General features: G+C 39.2%; 20 protein-coding genes and 1 tRNA gene. 7 read left to right on the top strand and 14 right to left on the bottom strand.

Features of this window, described 5'->3' with window-relative positions; translation table 11 throughout:
* Positions 1-9 precede the first annotated feature (9 nt).
* Positions 10-1,065: an RNA-guided pseudouridylation complex pseudouridine synthase subunit Cbf5 gene (locus fad_RS00915; protein WP_009887191.1), complete on the top strand. Its 1,056-nt coding sequence runs from the start codon at positions 10-12 to the stop codon at positions 1,063-1,065.
* On the top strand, positions 950-1,672 hold the full coding sequence (locus fad_RS09440; protein WP_236940637.1) for an NOP5/NOP56 family protein: 723 nt from the start codon (positions 950-952) through the stop codon (positions 1,670-1,672). Before fad_RS00915 ends, fad_RS09440 begins: the two co-directional genes overlap by 116 nt.
* Here the strand turns inward: fad_RS09440 and purF are convergent.
* From purF to fad_RS00945, 5 genes are all read right to left on the bottom strand, one after another.
* The gene (purF, locus tag fad_RS00925; RefSeq protein ID WP_081141390.1) at positions 1,663-3,087 is read right to left on the bottom strand and encodes an amidophosphoribosyltransferase; all 1,425 of its coding nucleotides are present in this window, start codon (positions 3,085-3,087) and stop codon (positions 1,663-1,665) included. The two genes, fad_RS09440 and purF, sit on opposite strands and share 10 nt — an antisense overlap.
* Complete coding sequence (locus fad_RS00930) at positions 3,008-3,172, bottom strand: 50S ribosomal protein L37e (RefSeq protein WP_009887194.1); 165 nt, start codon at positions 3,170-3,172, stop codon at positions 3,008-3,010. The genes purF and fad_RS00930 overlap by 80 nt, the downstream gene beginning before the upstream one ends.
* Position 3,173: 1 nt before the next feature.
* The gene (locus fad_RS00935) at positions 3,174-3,428 is read right to left on the bottom strand and encodes an LSM domain-containing protein (RefSeq protein ID WP_009887195.1); all 255 of its coding nucleotides are present in this window, start codon (positions 3,426-3,428) and stop codon (positions 3,174-3,176) included.
* 91 nt (positions 3,429-3,519) lie between these two features.
* A complete protein-coding gene (locus tag fad_RS00940) occupies positions 3,520-3,969 on the bottom strand; it encodes a phosphate-starvation-inducible PsiE family protein (RefSeq protein ID WP_081141392.1) in 450 nt (149 codons plus the stop codon).
* 35 nt (positions 3,970-4,004) lie between these two features.
* Complete coding sequence (locus fad_RS00945; RefSeq protein ID WP_081141393.1) at positions 4,005-4,982, bottom strand: class I SAM-dependent methyltransferase; 978 nt, start codon at positions 4,980-4,982, stop codon at positions 4,005-4,007.
* A gap of 87 nt (positions 4,983-5,069) precedes the next feature.
* Between fad_RS00945 and fad_RS00950 the strand changes: the two genes are divergently transcribed.
* Complete coding sequence (locus fad_RS00950; protein WP_081141395.1) at positions 5,070-6,014, top strand: alpha/beta hydrolase-fold protein; 945 nt, start codon at positions 5,070-5,072, stop codon at positions 6,012-6,014.
* A 101-nt stretch (positions 6,015-6,115) separates the two neighbouring features.
* Here the strand turns inward: fad_RS00950 and fad_RS00955 are convergent, their stop codons facing one another.
* A complete protein-coding gene (locus fad_RS00955; protein ID WP_019841607.1) occupies positions 6,116-6,643 on the bottom strand; it encodes a PadR family transcriptional regulator in 528 nt (175 codons plus the stop codon).
* Positions 6,644-6,763: 120 nt separating this feature from the next.
* Here fad_RS00955 and hemL point away from each other — a divergent pair, with 120 nt between their 5' ends.
* From hemL to fad_RS00970, 3 genes are read left to right on the top strand one after another with little or no spacing between them, the layout of a single operon-like run.
* Complete coding sequence (gene hemL, locus fad_RS00960) at positions 6,764-8,026, top strand: glutamate-1-semialdehyde 2,1-aminomutase (protein ID WP_081141397.1); 1,263 nt, start codon at positions 6,764-6,766, stop codon at positions 8,024-8,026.
* Complete coding sequence (hemC, locus tag fad_RS00965; protein WP_081141398.1) at positions 8,017-8,874, top strand: hydroxymethylbilane synthase; 858 nt, start codon at positions 8,017-8,019, stop codon at positions 8,872-8,874. Before hemL ends, hemC begins: the two co-directional genes overlap by 10 nt.
* Positions 8,861-9,580, top strand: a complete 720-nt coding sequence (locus fad_RS00970) for a uroporphyrinogen-III synthase (protein WP_009887202.1) — start codon at positions 8,861-8,863, stop codon at positions 9,578-9,580. The genes hemC and fad_RS00970 overlap by 14 nt, the downstream gene beginning before the upstream one ends.
* Here the strand turns inward: fad_RS00970 and fad_RS00975 are convergent.
* The 4 genes from fad_RS00975 to eif1A form a co-directional block, all read right to left on the bottom strand.
* Positions 9,562-9,636: transfer RNA gene (locus fad_RS00975), tRNA-Met, on the bottom strand. The genes fad_RS00970 and fad_RS00975 overlap by 19 nt on opposite strands.
* Positions 9,637-9,677: 41 nt before the next feature.
* Positions 9,678-10,235, bottom strand: a complete 558-nt coding sequence (locus fad_RS00980) for a KH domain-containing protein (RefSeq protein WP_009887203.1) — start codon at positions 10,233-10,235, stop codon at positions 9,678-9,680.
* On the bottom strand, positions 10,228-10,992 hold the full coding sequence (locus tag fad_RS00985; protein ID WP_009887204.1) for a serine protein kinase RIO: 765 nt from the start codon (positions 10,990-10,992) through the stop codon (positions 10,228-10,230). Before fad_RS00985 ends, fad_RS00980 begins: the two co-directional genes overlap by 8 nt.
* Positions 10,982-11,314 carry a translation initiation factor eIF-1A gene (gene eif1A, locus fad_RS00990; RefSeq protein WP_009887205.1) on the bottom strand — a complete coding sequence of 111 codons (333 nt, stop codon included), beginning with the start codon at positions 11,312-11,314 and terminating at the stop codon, positions 10,982-10,984. Before eif1A ends, fad_RS00985 begins: the two co-directional genes overlap by 11 nt.
* 339 nt (positions 11,315-11,653) lie before the next feature.
* Here eif1A and fad_RS00995 point away from each other — a divergent pair, with 339 nt between their 5' ends.
* Positions 11,654-13,402 (top strand): APC family permease, encoded by a 1,749-nt coding sequence (locus fad_RS00995; RefSeq protein WP_081141400.1) that lies wholly within the window; start codon positions 11,654-11,656, stop codon positions 13,400-13,402.
* Between the two features lie 152 nt (positions 13,403-13,554).
* On the opposite strand, the gene fad_RS01000 is transcribed toward fad_RS00995, so the two are convergent.
* The 4 genes from fad_RS01000 to fad_RS01015 are packed head-to-tail and all read right to left on the bottom strand — an operon-like array spanning position 13,555 to position 21,757.
* Positions 13,555-13,986, bottom strand: a complete 432-nt coding sequence (locus fad_RS01000) for a NusA-like transcription termination signal-binding factor (RefSeq protein ID WP_009887207.1) — start codon at positions 13,984-13,986, stop codon at positions 13,555-13,557.
* A gap of 9 nt (positions 13,987-13,995) precedes the next feature.
* Positions 13,996-15,513: a DNA-directed RNA polymerase subunit A'' gene (rpoA2, locus tag fad_RS01005; protein WP_081141401.1), complete on the bottom strand. Its 1,518-nt coding sequence runs from the start codon at positions 15,511-15,513 to the stop codon at positions 13,996-13,998.
* Positions 15,510-18,173, bottom strand: a complete 2,664-nt coding sequence (gene rpoA1 / locus fad_RS01010) for a DNA-directed RNA polymerase subunit A' (protein WP_009887209.1) — start codon at positions 18,171-18,173, stop codon at positions 15,510-15,512. The genes rpoA2 and rpoA1 overlap by 4 nt, the downstream gene beginning before the upstream one ends.
* Positions 18,170-21,757 (bottom strand): DNA-directed RNA polymerase subunit B, encoded by a 3,588-nt coding sequence (locus tag fad_RS01015; RefSeq protein ID WP_081141403.1) that lies wholly within the window; start codon positions 21,755-21,757, stop codon positions 18,170-18,172. The genes rpoA1 and fad_RS01015 overlap by 4 nt, the downstream gene beginning before the upstream one ends.

Here is a 21,757-nt window from a genome sequence, read left to right on the forward strand (position 1 = left end):
CTATAATCTATGTATGCTTCAAATTCAACCCCGGAAGAAATAAACGGTTTTATCGTGATAGACAAGCCGAAGGGCCCGACCAGCCACCAGATCGATGCATGGGTCAGGGAAATCACAGGTGAAAAAAGAGTGGGCCATATAGGTACACTGGACCCGAATGTATCCGGTGTCCTTGTAATGGCACTTGGAAAGGCCACAAAACTGATAGATATAGTACACGAAAGGCCAAAAGAATATATATCTGTTATGAGGCTTTACTCCACTGCTGATACAGATAATATAATGAAGGTGTTTAAAGAATTCACCGGGAAGATTTACCAGTTGCCCCCTGTGAGGTCAGCAGTTTCAAGGCAAGTCAGGGAAAGGACAATATATAATATGGATGTACTGGAAATTCAGGAAAAATTAATACTTTTCAGGGTTAAATGTGAGTCAGGTACATATATACGGACATTATGTACGGATATGGGCTATGTAATTGGTACAGGGGCCCAGATGGCAGATTTGAGAAGGCTTTCAACAGGGCAGTTTAATGAATCGCATATACACACCCTGCAGGAACTCAGCGATTCAGTAGTTTTAAAAAAACAGGGAGACACATCATTGTTTGACAATATGGTAATCCCTATGGATTTCGTTTTCGCCGATTCTCCAAAGGTTGTCGTGAAAAATACGGCAATAAAAAATATTATGCACGGTTCGGATATATACCCTTCCGGAATAAAAGCCCTGATAGGGGATATACACAAGGGAAGCCGTGTTGCTATATACTCTGGTGATAATGAGCTGCTTGCCTTTGGCACAATGCTCGTGGACAGTTTAAATGACCTTAAGGCAGTGGACCTTGATGGAATATTGAGTGATAAATATGGAGAAAATAATGTGGTACGGAAAAATAATAGACAAAAAAATATACCTGTACAGAAACCTGCAAAAAGATTACATGAACATATTAGAAAGCCTGAGGCAAGGGATAATCCCGGAAACGGAAGAGACATGTTCAGAAAAAATCCCGGATTTAAGGGAAATCCTTCTAAAATTCGAAAAAGAAAGAATAAATTCTGAATTTTCCCACGATCAGTACATCATAAAAGTTTATTCTGTTAAAAAGGAATTAGAGGAAATAATTAACCTGTATCTGGAAAAGCTTGTTTCAATATACACTTTGCTTGATATAAAATATAACAATGATCCCTGCCTTTATTTCTCAAAATTAAAAAATGCAGGATTGCAGGATGTGGATAATGCGGCCGCTGAGATGGGAATCAATATGTGTAGCTTCAGGTCTTATCTGGACAATTATCTGGGCAATGAAATAGAAAAATACATGCCACATACAGTATCATTGATAGGGAAAACACTTGCACTTGACTTTCTTCTTAAATCTGGCAGCCTGGAAAATCTTGTGAAATACCCGGCTGGAACCCTGCAAATACTTGGTGCAGAAAAAGCTTTTTTCAACCATATGAGGAAGGGCACACCACCACCTAAACATGGAATTATTTTTAACTATCCCGGGCTGTCTGCATTGCCACCAAACCAGCGTGGAAAGGTTGCCAGGGCAATAGCAAATAAGATGGCAATAACATTGAAAATGGATTTTTTTAAAACAGATGGAGATACTGAAGGAATGGTAAATGAAATTAAAAAGAAAATGAATATTCAGGTGTAATTTGGCTTTGCTCCTTCCGGTATGTCATCAGGGTATATTCCGGTAAGGCATCCCAGGCATAACTCATTCATCCCTATGCTCTCTTTTAACCCTTCTATTGATATGTAGGCGAGGGAGTCAGCACCTATTTCCTTTCTAATATCTTCTATTGAATTGTTGTTTGCAATGAAATCATCCTTGGTTTTCATATCAACACCAAAATAACATGGGGCTATTATCGGTGGTGAACCCACACGGACATGGACTTCGGTAGCTCCGTCTTTTCTCAGAATTCCTATGATATGCCTCATTGTGTTGCCCCGCACAATGCTGTCATCTACCAGAACAACCCTTTTTCCGTTTATCACGGATTTAATGGTATTAAGTTTGATTTTAATTGCATTATACCTTGATTCCTGGTCAGGAAGTATAAAAGTCCTGTCAGAGTATCTATTCTTGATTAACCCTTCACTGTAAGGTATTTTAGAATATACAGAATATCCAAGTGCCTGTGATCTACCGGAGTCGGGCACCGGAACAACCACGTCTGCGTTTACAGGGTTTTCAGTTGCAAGCCTTACACCTATGTTATACCTGACATCAAAAACTTCCCTTCCGTCAATTATGCTATCGGGCCTGGCAAAATATACATATTCAAACATACAGTGTGATTTCTTATGTTCTATGGTAAAGATGCTCCTGTAGCCTGTTTCCCTGATCTCTATTAATTCCCCGGGTTTTACATCCCGGATAACCTTCCCGGAAACCGTGTCAATTGCTGCACTCTCAGAAGCCACTATATATCCATCATTATTCTTTCCAAGTATAAGTGGCCTGAATCCGAAAGGATCTCTCAGAGCATATAATGTATCATTGATAAGAATGGCCAGCGCATAGGCGCCCTTAATTTTCAGCATAGCTTTTTTAATTCCATCCCTGATGCCGTATTTATTGATCTCACTCACAATTTCTGTGAGCATAACCTCTGTATCGCTGGAGCTATAAAATATGTAACCCTTTTCTTTCAGTTTTTCCCGCAGGTCATGTGCATTGGTAACCTCCCCATTATGGGATATGCCTATATACCCCATGGAGGAAGATATTACAAATGGCCCTGCATTCTCAACACCCTTGGATCCTGCAGTTGAATACCTGTTATGGCCTATTCCTATTCTCCCCTCTAAAAATTCATCCCTGAAAACTTCGGATACAAAACCCATACCCTTTTTTATATGTATTTTCCCATCAAAAGTAGCTATGCCTGAACTCTCCTGCCCCCTATGCTGCAGGGCCCTCAGTGCAAAAATTATATTGGTATATGCATTGTTGCCTATATATCCGACAACAGCACATTCTTCACTTGGCTTTTGCCCAGTTGTAATGTCTAATTCTGGGGGATGGAAATCCACAGTAAGAACACCTTTTTTCCCTGACATTGTAGCTGTTATGACCGCATCTCCTGCATCTTATGTGAATCTTTTTAGTATTTGCCTTCCCCATTGATGCTGTTCCATTGCTCATCTTATTCACCTCCCGGTGGGGACACGAAAATTATGTTATCCCCGCGCAATAGCATCATGCTGAAAGTTCCCTTGTTTTCATTGTTTATAGTCTCTGTAGCGTTCTTCAGCACAAGATTCATGTATATATCGTATCCTTCCAGTATACCCGAGTACATTCTGTTGCCCTTAACATCTATCATGATGTTCTTTTCAAGTGAGTTTTTTAATGTTTCCATTGGTTTGGGAACATATCCTGACCTATTATTGTTAACCATTTATTATCACCAATTTAATGGATGTATCATTATCCTAAATGGTGATTAGAAAATAATATAATAACTTTTATGATTTACAGCCCTGAATATTTCATAATTCATTTTTTCCTGCTCCGGATATTACAAGCAGATACCTGGAGGCTACCAGTGCAAATATAAGTATTGAAAATCCTATGATTTCGTAGACATTTACAATCCTGAAAATATGTACGGTAAAGACAGTCACTATTATTTCCCTGGCAGTGAATGATATGGCACCATTAATAATGTAAAGGATAGTATCACCTTCCCCATGGAAAAATTCCACAACACTTTCATATATTTCAAATATTACAACTGCAAGAAGGGAATCCTCTACTATAATATCAATAAAAGAATATATATAAGTTTCAATGGAAGATGGTGAATTTACTGCTCCCACCACCGAATAGTAAATTCCTATAAACATATGGAGAATAACCGCAACGAAGGCTATCAACAGCAAAGACCGTAATAATAGTGAAACAATGTTTATGAATTTCTTATCGAATTGCTTTTCCATTTATTTGTATAAGATAAATGCATATTAATGTTTATTTATAGTATCCGGCTCACCTTAAATATAGCATTCATGTGTTGATAATGTGGCCCTACAGATTTCACCTTTGTATTTTCAATGCATTCAATAACATAACCCAATTTCCTTGCAATATCTACAATAACATCCTGCGTGCTATTCATACTCTCAGTTGGGGTGAGGTAATGCATTGAAATCTGTGTTCCGATCCTCGAACGCAGAAGTGCAGCTACTATAAAATTAATAGAATTAAAATTGCCCATAATTATGTAATCTGCCTGCATGACTGGCAATACTGACCGTGAATCGCCTGTGTATACATCCACCTTTGATTTAATCCTGTTTACCTGTAGATTCTTTTTTAGATAATGTATGGAATCAGGATTAATATCGCACATTACCATTCTGGCAGGCCTGCTATTTTTTAAAATTTGCAGTGAGAAGTACCCTATCCCACAGAACATATCAAGTATAACCATGCCTGTAAAATCTATAAATTTCATTTTGCTTCTGGTATTTATATTTCCCGGCGAAAACATAACTTTTTGCAAATCCATAATATAGGAAACTCCAGACTCCCTTACAATTGTTTCCCCACCACTTCCGTAAATTAATTTGAGTGATGGTTCTCTTTTAATTCCCCGAATTTTGCCTGTCTCCACATATATATTGTCAACTTTTAACCGTGATGCATATTTATATACAATCCTCCGGCTTATGCTGGATTTGAATATGATTGAATTGCCAAGCCTGATATATGGAGCTCCTGTATTTTTTAATCCCCTGCGTTCAGAATCTTTTTCTATCCCTGTAAATACATCTTCACGGGGCTTGAAGTCATGATTAATAGAACCGCCAATATGCCTGATGAGAGGAATGTATACATAATTTTCATCCTGTTCAATATGGTAAGCAGTATCAAGCAATCCCAGTGCCCTGAACTTTTTTATGGCATCATCTGCAGAAATTTTGCTGGACCTGATGCAACTTCTTTCCATTGCAGGTAGATTAAATCATACAATTTAAGATTTATAAATTGCGGCAAGATTTAATTAAAAATAAATATTTTTCAGTAATACCTATATATGCCTTTACAGTCAGAACTCGTTGATATTAAAAGCAAAGTTTTGAGAAACAATGCACTTGGAGACCCTGATGAACGAAAAATCCTTGTATTCCATCCAGAAGAGCTTGATCCCGGGGCACCATTGCTAATAGAGCTTGCCGGGCTGAACGGAACGCCAAAGTTGAATAACCGTTTTTCGCAGGTACTGAATAAGTTATACAAAAGGAATATGCTGGGCAATGCAGTGATAATTAACCCGGATTTTTCTACAAAATATCATGTTAACCAGTATATGAACTCTCCAGCAGCAGGCAACTATGAGGATTTTATAATTAAAGAGATTATTCCATTTATTTCAGAAAGGTATAAAACCGGGAAAACTGCCCTTTTTGGAAAATCTTCCGGGGGATTCGGAGCTTATACACTGGCTGCAAGAAATCCAGAAATTATCAATGGATTTGCAGACCATTTCGGTGATAGTGGATTCGAATATGTATACATTCCGGATATACCTGTTACATACAGGGAACTCGGAGATAAAGACATAAATGAGTATGTTCATGAAAAATCCCTTAAAGAAGACCTCAACGACAATGAAATAAGGGCACTTAATATACTTGGCATGTCAGCCTTTTATTCATATAATAATTCTGAATCCGGATTCGACCTCCCATTCGATAGAAAAACAGGCATGTTCCGTGACGATATATGGAGCCGCTGGTCAAGTTTTGACCCTGCCAGAAATGTAGATAATAATATTGAGAACCTGAAAAAACTGGATGCAATTTATCTTGACGTCGGGCTTAAGGATGAATATAACCTGTATATGGGGATGAGGTCTCTGCATAGAAAGATGGAAAATTTCAATATAAGCCACAGGTATAACGAGTTTGATGGCGGCCATTTTTACAACACTCCAAGGTATGAGGAATCACTTCCGTTTCTTGTTGAAAAATTGAGTTAAAATTAATAATATTTTTAATATCCCCTGCAAAGGGTGCCGTAACACTTCAAGCGTTTAAGCAGAAATAAAATTAAAATAAATTAATAAATTTTAAAATAATATTATTTGAACGTACCAAGCTGGCTGTTTATTTTTTTAATCCTGTCCTTTTCCGTGTCATTCAATTTGCTGGAGTTGTCAATAATGAACTGTGCATAATCTTCCATTCTTTCCAGAATGGTATCTATGCTGTTTATTTCCTCCTTGCGCTGGTTCCACGGAAATATTGTATCTTTTACTACCTCTTTTCCCTTTTCTGTTGCCTTGTAGTATTTTTTATTGTTGTCTTCCCTCATTTCAAGATAGCCTTCTTCATACAATTTTCTCAGTGCAGGATATATGACTCCGGGCGATGGCACCCATCGTCCTTCTGTTCTCCGGTCTACTCTGTCTATTACATCCACACCTGTTATCTCCTCACTGGAAGCCATATTAAGTATGAGATATTTCAACCCAAATCCATGCATTCCACGCCTGTTTTCTCCTGAACCCATTCTGTGGTGTCCCATATTTCCCATACGATGCCCCATCTCACCATTCATTCCATTGCAATCCTTTTCATCTTTTTCACTGTATCTTTTTCCATACATATATATCACCAGATATCTTTTATAGATATCTAAATTAGATATCGATAATAGATATTTAAACATTGTGGTTTTTCAGCCAGGCTGCGTAAAAAAATAAATCCTTAATAAGAATGTAGATACATGAGATCATCGGAATTATTTAAGGAAGCGCTGGAACTGTTCCCTCTGGGCGTAAATTCACCTGTTAGATATTATTCACCTGAACCTGTAATGTTTGCCCAGGGGCATGGTTCGAAAATTTTAGATGTAAATGGAAAAGAATACATAGACTATTCCCTAGGATTCGGCCCTATGATACTGGGGCATGCAAACCCTGATGTTTCCAATCACATAAAATCACAGGTTGATAAAGGAATCTTATTTGGCTCTATAAGTGAGAATGAAATAAAACTTGGCAAAACCATAAAGAATGCTGTGGGTTCCATTGAAAGGCTAAGATTTACAAATTCCGGGACTGAAGCCACAATGCATGCCATAAGGCTGGCAAGAGGATTCACGGGGAAAAAGTACATTGTAAAAATGGAAGGCGGATACCACGGTGCACATGACTATGCCCTGATAAAATCCGGCAGTGGCACCATGACATTCGGAGTTCCATCTTCTGCAGGTGTACCGAAGGAAGTTTCCCGTACAGTGCTTGTTGGGAGATACAATGACGCTGAAAGCATTGAAAAGCTGTTCAAAGAACACAGGAATGAAATTGCTGCGGTAATTACAGAACCGGTTCTTGGAAATATCGGTGTTATAAATCCGGAGAATGATTTTTTGAACTCTCTACGGGAAATAACTGAGAAATATTCATCCCTGCTCATATTTGATGAAGTAATAACTGGCTTTAGATTCGGATTTAAGGGATATCAGGACATTGCAGGAATAAAACCTGATCTTACCACTATGGGAAAAATTATCGGGGGAGGCGCTCCTGTAGGCATGTTTGGCGGGCGCGAAGATATTATGGCGCATGTAGCCCCCCAGGGCGATGTATACGAAGCGGGAACGTTTTCGGGGAATCCTTTGACCATGGCTGCAGGAATTGCAACTCTTGACCAGTTAAAGAGCAAGGATTATTCAGCCATAACTAACTATGCAGCCAGGCTTGAAGAAAAACTTAACTCATTGATATCTGAGTACAATATTGATGCGACTATCAATAGATGCCACTCCATGTTCCAGATATTTTTCAATAAGAATAAGGTGACCGATTACAAGGGAGCAACAGCATCAGATACAGAAAAATTCAATAAAATGTTCCATATGTTACTGGAGAAGGGCATATTTTTCCCTCCAAGCCAGTTTGAAACCGAGTTTGTAAGTTTTGCCCACTCAGAAACTGATCTGGAATCTACCGTGGATGCCTTTTCATCGGTGTTGAAATGCCTGTAACAATTGGCACAAGAAATAGCAAACTTGCACTGATACAGGCAAACAGTGTGAAAGATGCCCTGGAATCCAGAGGTTATGAAGTTAACATAAAGAGCTACACATCTGCAGGTGACTCAAATAAAAATATTCCATTGTATCGCATGAGTTCTACCGGTGTTTTTGTGGATGAATTGAATGAACGGGTACTGAAAGGTGAGATTGACCTTGCAGTGCACAGCGCAAAAGACATTCCATCAAATATACAGAAAGGGCTTGAAATCACAGCAGTAACGGGAAGAGATGATTTCAGGGACGTTTTAATCTCACGGACACCATTGGAAGAAATGACAGCAGGTTCGGTAATAGGCACATCCAGCATGCGGCGGATCAGGCAAGCCATGACAGTGAATCCAGAAATAACTGTATCAGATATCAGGGGAAATATTGATACCAGGATATCAAAGTATACGGAAAAAAAATACACTGGCATCATCATTGCCATGGCTGCTTATAAACGGATGAAACTGGATATTGAACATTTTATCCTCTCTGAAGAACAATTCCTGCCAGCGCCGAACCAGGGTATAATTGCTATAGTTGGAAAAAGCAATTCCACTGCCTCCATTATATCTGGAGAAATCAATGACAGAGAAACATATAGAGACATGAAGAACGAACGGTTTATCGCTACATCATTAAATCTAGGGTGTTCCATGCCCGTTGGAATACTTTCAAAAGATGGAAAAATAAAAACAAGGTTCTATTCACTGGATTCTGATGAACACAGGGATATGGTGTTCAGTGCGGAAAACCTGGATTCTGTTGTAGAACATATAAAAGAGGGGATAAGTGACTATGGATACTTCTAAATACATAATTACTACACGGCCTGGAATTAAATTCAAGCCTGTAAAAACTCAATGCATAGATATATTGAATATACCTCTCACTTCCATCCAGGCACGCAATTTTGATGAAAATATAGGTAAGGAATTAATTCAGGCAAAGCCAGGGGTAATAGTGCTTACAAGTTCATTTGGAGCCATGGAATTTTTTAAAAATTATTATAAATTTACAGTAAATCCGGATTTTGTAGCAATAGGGGAAAAAACTGCGGGCATAATAAGAAAATATGCCGGAAATGTAAAGGTTCCAACAGTAAAAGATTCATACGGGGTACTGGACCTGCTTTCAGGGTATGAAAATACAGATATTGCCTTATTCAGAAGCAATGAATCCAATAATATTATCAGGGAATCTTTAACCAGAAGGGGTGTAAAATACCATGAATATCATGTATACGATGTAATACAGCTGGAAAATACAGGATTAAAGGACTCATTTCTTTCATCCAGTTGCAATGGAATATTAGTTACATCATCTATGGAGGCGAGGATATTTAGAGAAACTATTGGAACCTATACCGGTGGCAAAAAAATTTATTCAATTGGGAAAATAACCACTTCCACACTGGAATCACTTGGATATAAGGTATCATTAACAGGAAATTCTGATTTCGAAGCCATGATAGAAAAAATAGACAAGGAAAACTGCAATAGCGGGGAATGGATTTGAACCATTGATCTACGGGTTATGAGCCCGTCGGGATCTCCTGACTACCCTACCCCGCTGTAATTATGTATTGCAAGAAAGAATATAAACTTTAACGATTTCAACTCCCGCCGAAGCTTTCTTCCATCTTCCTGAACTTTAATTCTCCGACATTTTTTTCAAGATAAGAGTATACGGTTTTGTGCTTTCTTCCCTGCAAAATCATGTTTACCGCTTCCCTTGCATATTGAATTGATATAAAATCACCAAGTATTGAAACAGTATTTCCACTTATAGAAATATATGTTCCTGTTAATTCTTCAATTATCTCCCTCGTATGCCCCTCTTTTCCTATTAACCTCCCACGTATTTCTTTTATCCTTTTGGCATCTTTGTTTACAAATTCCTTAATGGATATTACTATGAGTTGAACACTGTCATCAAATAAGAGCATGGCTTTTTCCGGATTGAAACCCCTTGCTATAGCCTGAACAACGTTTAATGCCATCAGGGCCTTCAATGGATCATTTTTCTGGTATACGGTAACTATTGCATTTTCTGAATCAATATCCAGTTTGGCTTTGCCTTCTTCTTCTATTTTAGCTTTTACTGTCCCTTCCTTTCCTATAAGCACCCCTATTCTGGCAAAGGGGACTTTAATATTTCCTATTTCAAGCATGTGTATCACCTTTAACATAACTATAGAGTTCTATAGGGTCACATTTAACCCCTTTTTTAATAAAAAATGTTGATATATTTTTTATATCCCTTTTCAGGAACTCCAGTGCCATAGGATGTTTTGTGGACACCGATTGCCCAACATCTATGATATATGGGTTATTTCTGTAATATAATATATTATATTCGCTGAGATCAGCATGGACTATGCCGGCTTTATTATACATCTTCCATATAGCCTCCCTCAATTTAACATAAATTTCATCAAAACCTCCATTGAGATCTTTAATTTGCAATGCTGGCCCTTTAGAACTCCCAAGATAGGACATTAGAAGTATATTTTTATAGAATCCATAGGGCTTAGGTGCATGGACTCCAGAATCCCTGAGGCTTTGAAGATTTGTAAACTCCTTTTGTGCCCACACAAATACAAGATTTGACCGGTTAATTTTTTCCTTATCAAACCGGTAATCACCTTTTATATATTCCATGGTATTGGAAAATTTTAATGTAGACATTTTATAAATTTTAAGCGCCCTGGTAATCCCATTTCTTAACTTAACATTGAAGATCAGTGATTCCTTGCCGCTGGAAATTGGAAAATCAATGTAATCTATATCATATTTTTTAATAACTTCATAAATAGCATTTAACGTTCTCCTGTCAAATACAAGGCCGTATGTTTTCCTATCAAGATTGAGCCTGTTGGAAAATTCATCCGATTCAATTAATTGCTTCAGTGCACTTTTATCGTTCATTGAATACATCTATAATCTCTGGCAACATCCTGTTACGGCTAAGGTATAATGCCTGGGTCCTTGTGTACCTGTAAATTATATCTCCCTTTTCATCCTGGAAATCCCATGGTTTCACAATAACAAGGTCGCCTTCCCTTATCCACATCCTTTTTTTCATTTTGCCAGGTATTCTGCAATTTCTTGTTGAGCCATCCTCACACATAACGGTAAGGCGTGATGCACCGGATAATTTTTCAACTATTCCGTATATTTCTCCCTTTCTTTTATTGGGTGTAATAACCCTCGTAATATTTTCTCCATTATCTTCTATTTTATGATCCATATATATAATACATAATCATATGCAGGGATATAAATATAATCCAATTGCATGCACTTTATCTTACCGGAGTATAGGCAAATAGGCCGCACATGCCGTGGGATTAATTTTGGCAATATCCTCCATTACATTGAAATTTCGGTATTTTAAAGCACATAATAATTTCTAAGCTTTTATATTAGCATTCTCTAGATTAAATATAAAATTACCGGTGGATATGCAAGAAACAATGTATTCTTCCATGAATATTTCGGAAATTTGCTTGCTAAATTCCGTGTCATCCTATGTATATGTTCGAAATTTATTAAGAAATATTTATATATAACTGCTAAATATTCTCACATGGCTGATTCAATATCAGAAAAAACTGTTATCGCCAATAGTAAACTGCAGGATAAGAGGTTAAAGAAGGCATTAAACACATGGGACCTTTACTTCCTAAGCCTTGGTGGCATAATTGGCTCAGGATGGCTTTTCGCTGCTGCAGCATCTGCAGGAACTACTGGACCTGCCGCTATTCTATCATGGATTATTGGCGGTGTCATAGTATTGTTTATCGCTCTTGTTTATGCTGAGCTTGGAAGCATGATACCCAGGACCGGAGCAATTAGCAGGTATGGTCACTATTCGCACGGTGGAGTAGCTGGATTGTTTTTCGGGTGGACCTATTTCCTCTCGGCTGTATCAGTGCCAGCTATAGAAGCTGAGGCTGTAATTACATATGCGAGTTCATATATTAAAGGGCTATCATATAGCGCTCCGAATCCCATAAATCCATCAGCGACTGTGGCCCTTTTAACCGGACTTGGAATATTGCTTGCCGCTATACTCATAGTTGCTTTCTTTGCATTAAACTACGCTGGTGTAAGGATAATGGGGAAAACAAATACAGGTATGACATGGTGGAAATTAATAATACCTTCAATAACTATAGTAATGCTTGCATTCCTTGTTTTTCACACCTCAAACTTCACCTCACCAGCACTCGGTGGATTCCTTCCAGGAAACAACAGCGCAACAATATTTGAAGCTGTTTCAACGGATGGGATAGTATTTTCGTTCCTGGGATTCAGGCAGGCACTTGATTATGGAGGAGAGGCAAAAACGCCGCAGAGGTCTATTCCAAGAGCCACAATTTTCTCTGTGCTGACAGGTATTGTTGTATATGTCCTGCTGCAGGTTGTTTTTATAGGGGCTATAGACCCAACTAAACTTGCAGCAGCCGGAGGATGGTTCGGGCTTGTATCATCAACCCCCACCACATATGCAGCCAGTGTTGTAGCAGCGCCATTTGCATTCCTTGCAAAAAGCTCTGGAATATTTGCACTTGTTGTCCTGACTTATGTATTATACGCAGACGCATACGTATCTCCAGCCGGTACACTTAATGTATACGCCGGAACTTCAACAAGAACCCTGTTCGGGTTAGCTGAAATCGGATATTTCCCGAAACAGCTTTCAGTTGTAAGCAAAAAGACCCATGTTCCTGTTCTGCCGATAATACTATCTGTGATCATCGGTATTATATTCCTTGCTCCATTCCCGAGCTGGTATGCCCTTGTAGGATTAATAACCGGAGCCACGGCATTCACATACATAGTGGGAGGATCAGCATTGATGGTGTTGAGAAGAGAAGCGGATGCACTGAAAAGGCCATTTAAACTCCCATTTGCCAAAATACTTGCCCCTATAGCTTTCATCGGTGCCACACTTATAGTATACTGGTCAGGATGGCCTACAATACCGTACCTAGCAATAGGAATATTCCTGGGCATTGTGGTTTACCTGATCATACTGGCAACACACAAAGTGGAGAACGTATTCACGAAAGAAAATATCAAAGCTGGATGGTGGGTACCTGGATTTATACTGGTCTTAACGCTTTTATCATACCTTGGAGAAGGAGACTATGGGGGAACAAATACTCTTCCATACCCATATGACTTTGTTGTGGTAATAATAGTAGCCATTATATTCTATCTGATATCCATAAGGTCTGGCTACAGGACAGAGGAAATAAGCGATATAATAGAATCAGGAACACAGTATATCCAGGAAGAGGATGTTACCACTACCGCAGGGCAAAAATAATTTTTTTTTAATAATTACAATTTAATATATTTTACTTTTTTTACGTTTAAATTTCTATGATATTTTATACTGGCATTGAACGGCACTCAAAATTTATATAAATTAATTAAGAAACTTATTTCAGGATATTATAAATTAAAACTTTAAAAAATTTATCTCTGCTTTATTATTACATTTTTTATTTTAAAGTACCTGGAAATAGCATCCCTCATTAATTTTATGTTTCTGCTATCTTTGCCGATAGCTTTACCTATATTTTCCGGAGCTATTCCTACAAAAATGTTTGTTATATTGTCCTTCCATATGAGATTAATCTCATTTACCCCATACCTGTAAAATAAATTCTTTGTAAATGTTAGAAGGTCAGGGGAAAACTCTGCCATGACTATCCTTTTGTTGATCTTTGCTTTTAAATCTGCAATTATATTTTCATGTTTTTTAAAAATATCTGCCAGTTTGTGCTCACCTACAACAAAGAGGACCATCTCTTCGTTTTCAAGGCATTCAAATACGTTAGTTCTAGTATAGCTTTCAAATAATTTTATAAATCCTATTGTCTGATTATCCAGTGTTATTTCATTCATGGTATCCCTTTATTTTTTATTTCCCCTGTAGACAAGGTCTATAGCACCGGTCCCCAGTGTTATAGGCTGTCCTACTATAATATTCTCAGCAACGCCTGCCAGAGGATCTATTTCACCGAGAAGCCCTGCTTTAAGAAGGTGCTTTGACGTAATTTCGAAGGCTGCCCTTGCAAGGACACTGCTCTTCCGTCCTGAAATTCCCTGCCTTCCCACAGCCCTTACCGCACCTGAGAAGGTCATCATATCAGCTACAAGCATTAAATGCCTTTTATCAACATTCAACCCCTGCTCGCTAAGTGTGTTCTCTGCCTCACGATATATAGCATTTCTAGCAGCTTCAATACCAAAGACGTTTTCTATTTCTATTATGTCATTTGTAGTTGTCCTGTTTGAGTCTACGCCTTCAATATTCAGTACTTCCCGCAGGTTTGACCCCTGTGTATAAATTACCCATGCATCTTCCTTCGGGTCTATCCTTGCTATGGCCCTGCTTATTTTATTAACTCCCTTTATGGGGGTTGACTTTAGCTGTTCCTGGACCTGGTATAGTGACTTAAACGATTCCTGTTGAAGCTTAATGGAAATATTGCTATCATCAACCTGAGCGAAAATTATTCCCTTTCTCTTCTCAAGGGCAGAGAGTATATCACCTATAGACACAAGCCTGTCACGGCTCTTATTGCTGTCCATCCTGATCGTTAGCTCCATATTGCCCACATCAGTTACAATTTCGGCAACGTCTATTATAGTGGTATTTTCCAGATTCTTGATTAATTCCCTGACTTTATTCTCATCCTTTCTGTATTTTTCTGTCAGGTATATAGTCATTGATGGAGTACTGGGTATTCTCCTCGCATCCACGATCTCAATAAGCCTTGGAAGCCCTAGGGTAACGTTCATTTCTACCACTCCTGCAAAGTGGAACGTTCTCATTGTCATCTGTGTACCGGGCTCACCTATGCTCTGCGCAGCAATAATTCCAACAGCCTCGAATGGGTCTATTTCCCTTTTTCTTAATTCTTTGTCAACCCTTTCAAGAAGTTTCTCATATTTGCTGTCAGGAAAAGCTTTTCTGTATTTTACAAGTTTATTTGCTATTGAAACAGGAATTTTATATCCCCGTGATTCTGCATCTTCCATAATACTTGTTGCTTCAGTGGAAAGGTGGAATGCCTCTTTTTCCTTGTAATCCACCTGGAATTTTTCCCCCATGGCAAATGAGGCAAGTTCCTTAAAACCTTTTTCCATATCAAATTCACTGATAGGTACCCTGTCAATTTTTCTTATGCTATCTATTTTCAGTATAGCTTTAAGGCCTGTTTTCCTTTTGAAAATAAGGTCATCGGCAGGTTCATATTTTGAAATACCTGATATTTTTACCTCATAATCAACATTCACTTTGTCAGTGGAAATATAAGCGGTGTCAAATTTTCCTTCAGGCATATAGTCTATTGCATAGCCACACGGTGCATTCTGTGCGATCTGTTCAACATTCTTCTTTGTATCTCTCCATACCAGTGACATCATTGTTCATCACCAAATTCATCATATGCTGCATAATCTACGTCAACCGTCTGGCCCTCATCACTTCTGGTCGGGTCTATGCCGTCTTCTCCATATTTAAACTGGACAACTGAACCTATTGTGTCTTCAACTCTTCTAGTTTCATTTACCTTGAGGTCCTCGAAAGCGTTGATAAGCCTTCTCTGCATGTAGCCGCTCCTTGATGTCCTTACTGCTATATCCACCAGTCCTTCTCTGCCTCCGATACTGTGGAAGAAATATTCTGTGGGATTTAAACCTGCCCTGTATGAGGATTTAATAAATCCCCTTGCATATGCTCCAAGATCATTTTCCTTGAAATGTGAAAGTGTCCTGTTCGCATATCCTCTGTTGAGCCTGCCTCCCCTGACTGATTGTTGCCCTACCATTCCGGCTACTTCTGCTATATTAAGCATTTTTGCCCTTGCACCGGATCTTGCCATGATAACGGACGGATCATTTAACCCCAGATACTGTGATGCAATTTTACCTGATTCATCCCTGACACCACCCGTGCTGCTAAGTATTTCAACTTCAAGGGTATCCTCTACGGATCTCCCGGGCAACGGCTGTAACTGTCCTGACCTGAAAGCATCCACCAGTTTTTCTATTTTTTCAAGTGTTTCATTGGATATTTCCTGAATTCTGGAAATAGCATCCTTCGGTATATCATAGTCTTTGATACCTGTGGAGAAGCCCCTGTGGCTCAAAAACCCAACAGCAAGCCTTGTTACACTATCAATAAATTTTGCAGCTGCCTGTGGTCCTATATTTCTGAATATTTTATCAACTATAACACCGGAAAATGGCCCAACTGCTTCATCATCAATTGTTCCATGAACCAGTTTTCCATCTGTGATAACAACATACGTATCTGCAGGATCATCCTCATATTCACATTTATCCTTGGCACCTGCGCATAGATGGCTTTTGAATTTAACATTTAATCCTTCAGGCAATATAAGCGAAAAAATATCCCTGCCATGGTAATACTTCTTGCCGTCTTTTATAACCGGTTCCGGAAGCCTGTCAAACTCAATATATGAAACTGTATGCAGTGTATCATCCTCACTGATCAGAGGATTATTGTGCGTAAGGAGGAAAAGTGATGTTATGTGGTCATGTATGGCTCCTATAATAGGCCCACCAAACCTGGGTGACATGATCTGTTCCTGTACTTTCATGATTATCCTGGCTTCTGCCCTTGATTCCTCACTCTGTATAACGTGCAAATTCATCTCATCCCCATCAAAATCAGCATTATATGGGGTGCAATCTGATAAATTAAACCTGAATGTCATTCCAGGGAGAACCCTTACTGCATGTGCCATCATGGACATTCTATGAAGTGAAGGCTGCCTGTTGAACAGTACAATATCTCCTTCCGTCATCTGGCGCTCTACTGTCCATCCTATATCAATACGGTCACTGTTTATTTCAGCATTCTGGTCTGTAAGCTTTATTCTTCTGCCATCAGGCCTTATAAGGTAATTTATGCCTGCTAAATATTTCCCATCAGGAGTTCTGGGCGCAGTACCCCTTTTTATCCATTCCTTCATTTTATCTATATTAAAGGAGTTTATAAGGACTGGAACTGTAAGTTCTCTGGCTGCTACTTCAGGTATTCCTACCTCATTCATGGAAAGGAACGGTTCCGGTGAGATAACGCTTCTGGATGAGAAATTTACCCTCTTACCGGATAAGTTTGCCCTGAACCTGCCTTCTTTTCCCTTAAGCCTCTGTACAAGTGTCTTTAAAGCACGCCCGGATCTGTGTCTGGCGGGGGGTATCCCTGCAGTCTGGTTATCAAAATATGTAGTAATATGGTACTGTAATAAATCCCATAAATCTTCAATAATTAACTGTGGAGAACCATTATCCCTGCTTTCCCTCAGTCTCTGTGATATTCTAATTATATCTACAAGTTTATGTGTAAGGTCATCCTCGCTTCTCTCTCCAGTTTCCAGTGTAATTGAAGGCCTGACATCAATAGGTGGCACAGGAAGTACTGTAAGTATCATCCATTCTGGCCTTGCTGCCGTGCTGTTGATCCCGAAAAATAAGAGGTCGTTGTCGGGAATTCTTTCAAGCCTTTCCCTTATTTCCTTTGGCGTTATTTTTATTCCACCCTCACGGAATGTTGTGGGCTTATCCAGTATAACCTTCGGACTCTCTGAACTGCAATGCGGGCATATGTTTCTCTGTATTGCCACATCAAGAATTTTCTTTAGCGTCATATCTATAATTTCAGGGTCGGTGGTTTCAAAATCTACAGAACTTATCTGTGTACGGTAATTATTTATTTCATCATCTGTTAATTTAATCCTGCCGCATTCCTTGCATGAGGCATCCAGCATGGTTTTGATTTCCTTAATAAAACCTATGTGGACCACAGGCATTGCCAGTTCTATATGCCCGAAATGCCCCGGGCATTCATCCACTTTTCCACCGCAGGTAGCACATTTAAGCCCTGGCTCTATTACACCCATATGAAGATCCATTAATCCCCTCTCTATGGGATAACCATCATCGTCATATGTATCCGGAGTTATAACCCTGATCTGTGACATTTTCCTGATTTCATCAGGAGACAAAAGGGCAAATTTAATTTTTTCTATTCTTTTTGAAACATTATTAAAATTCATTTCATATCACCCAGCTCCAATCTCATTACAATTCCCATTGAACTTAATTCATCCCTCATCAATTTAAATGCATAACTTGTTTCTATGGGATAAATATTGCCTGTATTGCCACATGCAGGACACCGCAATGTCCCTTTCCTGAAATCATAAATAGCTATATGCCCGCAGGTAGGGTTTCCACAAACATAGAGTATTGTACCATCACTCTGATCCAGCAAACGGTCTTTTATAACCATAGACGCACCATGGGCTATCAGAGTATCCCTTTCCATTTCACCAAATCTCAGACCTCCCTGCCTTGATCTGCCTTCTGTTGGCTGCCTGGTAAGTATCTGTACAGGGCCTCTAGACCTTGCATGGAACTTGCTGGCTACCATATGGTGGAGTTTCTGGTAATAAATTACGCCCATAAATATATCCACTTCAAATTTCTTTCCGGTAATTCCATCATACATGACTTCGTTTCCGGATTCACGGAACCCATATTTCTTTAACTGTTCCCTGAGGCTTCTCTCAGGTTCCCCATCAAATATTGTGGAATCTATATTCTCACCGCTCATTGTAGAAACCTTTGCACCCATCATTTCAAGCACATGTCCCAGAGTCATCCTCGAAGGAACTGAATGTGGATTGAAAAGCAGGTCGGGTATAATTCCATCCTCTGTGAATGGCATGTCTTCCTGGGCGGCTACATAACCTATAACTCCTTTCTGCCCATGCCTTGAAGCAAATTTGTCACCTGGCTGGGGTATCCTGTCGCTTCTTACTTTAACTTTAATTATCCTGCTGTTGCTTTCAGAAACTGTAAGGAAAACATTGTCAACATATCCGGATTCAGTAGGCCTTACTGTAACAGAAGATTCCCTCCTTCTCAGTGGGCCAAGTTTGTCGGCATTTTCTTCCTCCAGAAATCTCGGTGGTGATGTTTTTCCAACAAGCACATCTGAACCTTCTACTTTAGATTCGGGGAATATTATTCCATTTTCATCAAGATTTTTATAATATTCTTCAGCTCTGGCCCCAAGCACATCGTGGCTTGGAATTTCAAATTTATCTTCCTGCCCTCCTGGATATCTTCTTTCCTCTGCTGTATATGTCCTGAAGAATGAACTCCTGCCCAGCCCTCTTTCTATAGATGCTTTGTTCATTATAATTGCATCCTGCATGTTGTACCCATGGTAGGATACTATTGCTACAACAAAATTCTGGCCTGCAGGCTTCCTCCTGTATTTAATGAAATCCATAACCTTGGTTGTAACAAGTGGAATCTGCGGGTAGTGCAATAAATGCCCCCTGGTATCTGTCCTTATCCTGTAATTTGCCTGTGGCAACCCTATGGACTGCTTAATCATTGCAGAAGCTATTGTTATTCTTGGTGAGGAGTTATGTTCCGGATATGGAATAAGGGAAGCAACAACTCCAAGGATCATTGAAGCATCTATTTCACAGTGTGTATGGTCCATGGATAGGTTATTTGTACCCTTAAAGTGTGCATGGCATTCATCGCACTCAAGAGTAACATCACTATTTCCTGGATTTATCCATGTGACATTATCCCTGTAAAGAACTTTGCCACAATCCGGGCAATTATCGGGAAATTCGAATGGAAATACTGATATATATGCGTTTTCCTCTTCTTCAGCATCAAGCCATTCTATGGCTCCACTGGAAATAAGGTCATTTACTGTATATTCGCCCATTCTCAATTTCTCGAGCATTTCCTCATTCATTACTGTTTTTCCTTCATTTACGACAAATAATGGCCTTCTTAGCCTTCCGCGGTCGCAGTTAATAATAACCTCATTTGTGTTGGAATCGTATTTAACATTTACCTCGTTTGATAATTTTCCCGACCTTCTTAAATTTCTTATTGTGTCGGTGAGTATTGCCGGGTCATTATGGTACCCTATGAAATCCCCATTCAGGTAAATACGCCCGGAAGCTTCTTCCTTTGTTACTTCGTGTATGTCCATGTTTTGCAATTCTTCCATTACAATATCAGGATCTATTCCCTGGGTTACATTAATTATAAGTGATGCATTTTTAACCAGGCCACAGTTCTGACCTTCCGGGGTCTCGTTAGGGCAAATTCTCCCCCACTGTGTCGGGTGGAGATCTCTGGCCTCAAAATGCGGCTGCGATCTTGTCAGTGGAGAAATAATCCTTCTCAGATGGCTCAATGTGGACATATTGGATGTCCTGTCCAGCAGCTGGGACACGCCTGTCCTTCCACCTATCCAGTTTCCTGTTGCCATGGAATGCAGTACTTTCTGTGTGAGCAGATCCTGCCTGACTGCAGGCCTCAGCCTGATACCTCTTTTTTTATTGTAAGTTTTTTCCAGCTGGTATTTCAGATCTTTCATAACTGACTGGAATGCATTTCTGAAAAGTTCATCCAGAAGGTCGCCGGAAAGTTTGATTCTCTTATTTGCATAATGGTCTTTATCGTCAACATGACGCATTCCTAAATTAAGCTCAAGAAGTGATCTTGCCATTCTTCCAAGGTAAATAGCCTTCTTTAACCTGTCTGAAACATCATCTCCAAGGTGTGGAAGCAAAGCACGATCCAGCATCTGTGTGATCTTCTTATCCCTGAACTCTTTGGCCTGCCCTGCAGCAAACCTCTTTTTCAGGTAAGACAGTGCATCTTCATTATTGTTAATTCCATTGGGTGGCAGAATTTTAAGATTTCTTGAATCCTCTATATTGGCATAGATTAATGGATCCATTCTCGGATCGGTATAAATTGCTTCATGGATATCAACATCCTTGTCGATTCCCAGCGCCTTCATCAGTATTACAAGAGGTATTGTTCCAGCTACAGTGGGTATAGAAACGTTAATTATACCATCGCTTCCTTTTTCCATAGATATCAATGCCCTGAATCCGCTCTTCTGGGAGAAAATCTTTGCAACTTCTACCCTTGAATCATATTTTTCTTCGTACTCAACAAGTATCTTATTTGGCGCAAGGTCTTCCAGTGAAACTATTACCCTCTCTGATCCGCCAATGATAAAATATCCTCCAGGGTCTGTGGGATCCTCGTCTACATATCTCAGTTTGTTCTCCCTTGTTTCATCTATAGGGCCATTGTTTTTTTCAATGTAAAGGTCCAGATTCTGTTCTGACAATGTACATATTTTTGATCTTACCATTACCGGTATTTCCCCTATTTTAATGGTATTTGCATCTCTTTCTATCCCATCTTCCACTATACGCAGCCGCAACATTATGGGTGCCATATAGTTAAGGTCCCTGAGCCTGGCTTCCTGTGGTGTTATCTGGTTTGTAGCACCGGAAGCTTCCTTGATTTCAGGTTTGTCTACCCATATCGTTGGATCTCCCGTAGCCTTGCCATTCTGCCTTTCCCTGCCAAAATAAATTTTTATGTCCTTGCCCTTTGTTTTTGAAGGGTCAAGATCTATTACTCCAGGTGTTGCATCATCGGATATCTTGGTCTCATCCACTATCTGTTGCATTATATTATCTGGATTGTTCTTTGAAGCATAAAAATAATTCATGGAATCAATCTGATAATTAACTACACTCTCTGATTTGAAAAACGCATCTAAAATAGGATTCAT

This window comes from Ferroplasma acidiphilum (assembly GCF_002078355.1).
Classification (GTDB): Archaea; Thermoplasmatota; Thermoplasmata; order Thermoplasmatales; family Thermoplasmataceae; genus Ferroplasma; species Ferroplasma acidiphilum.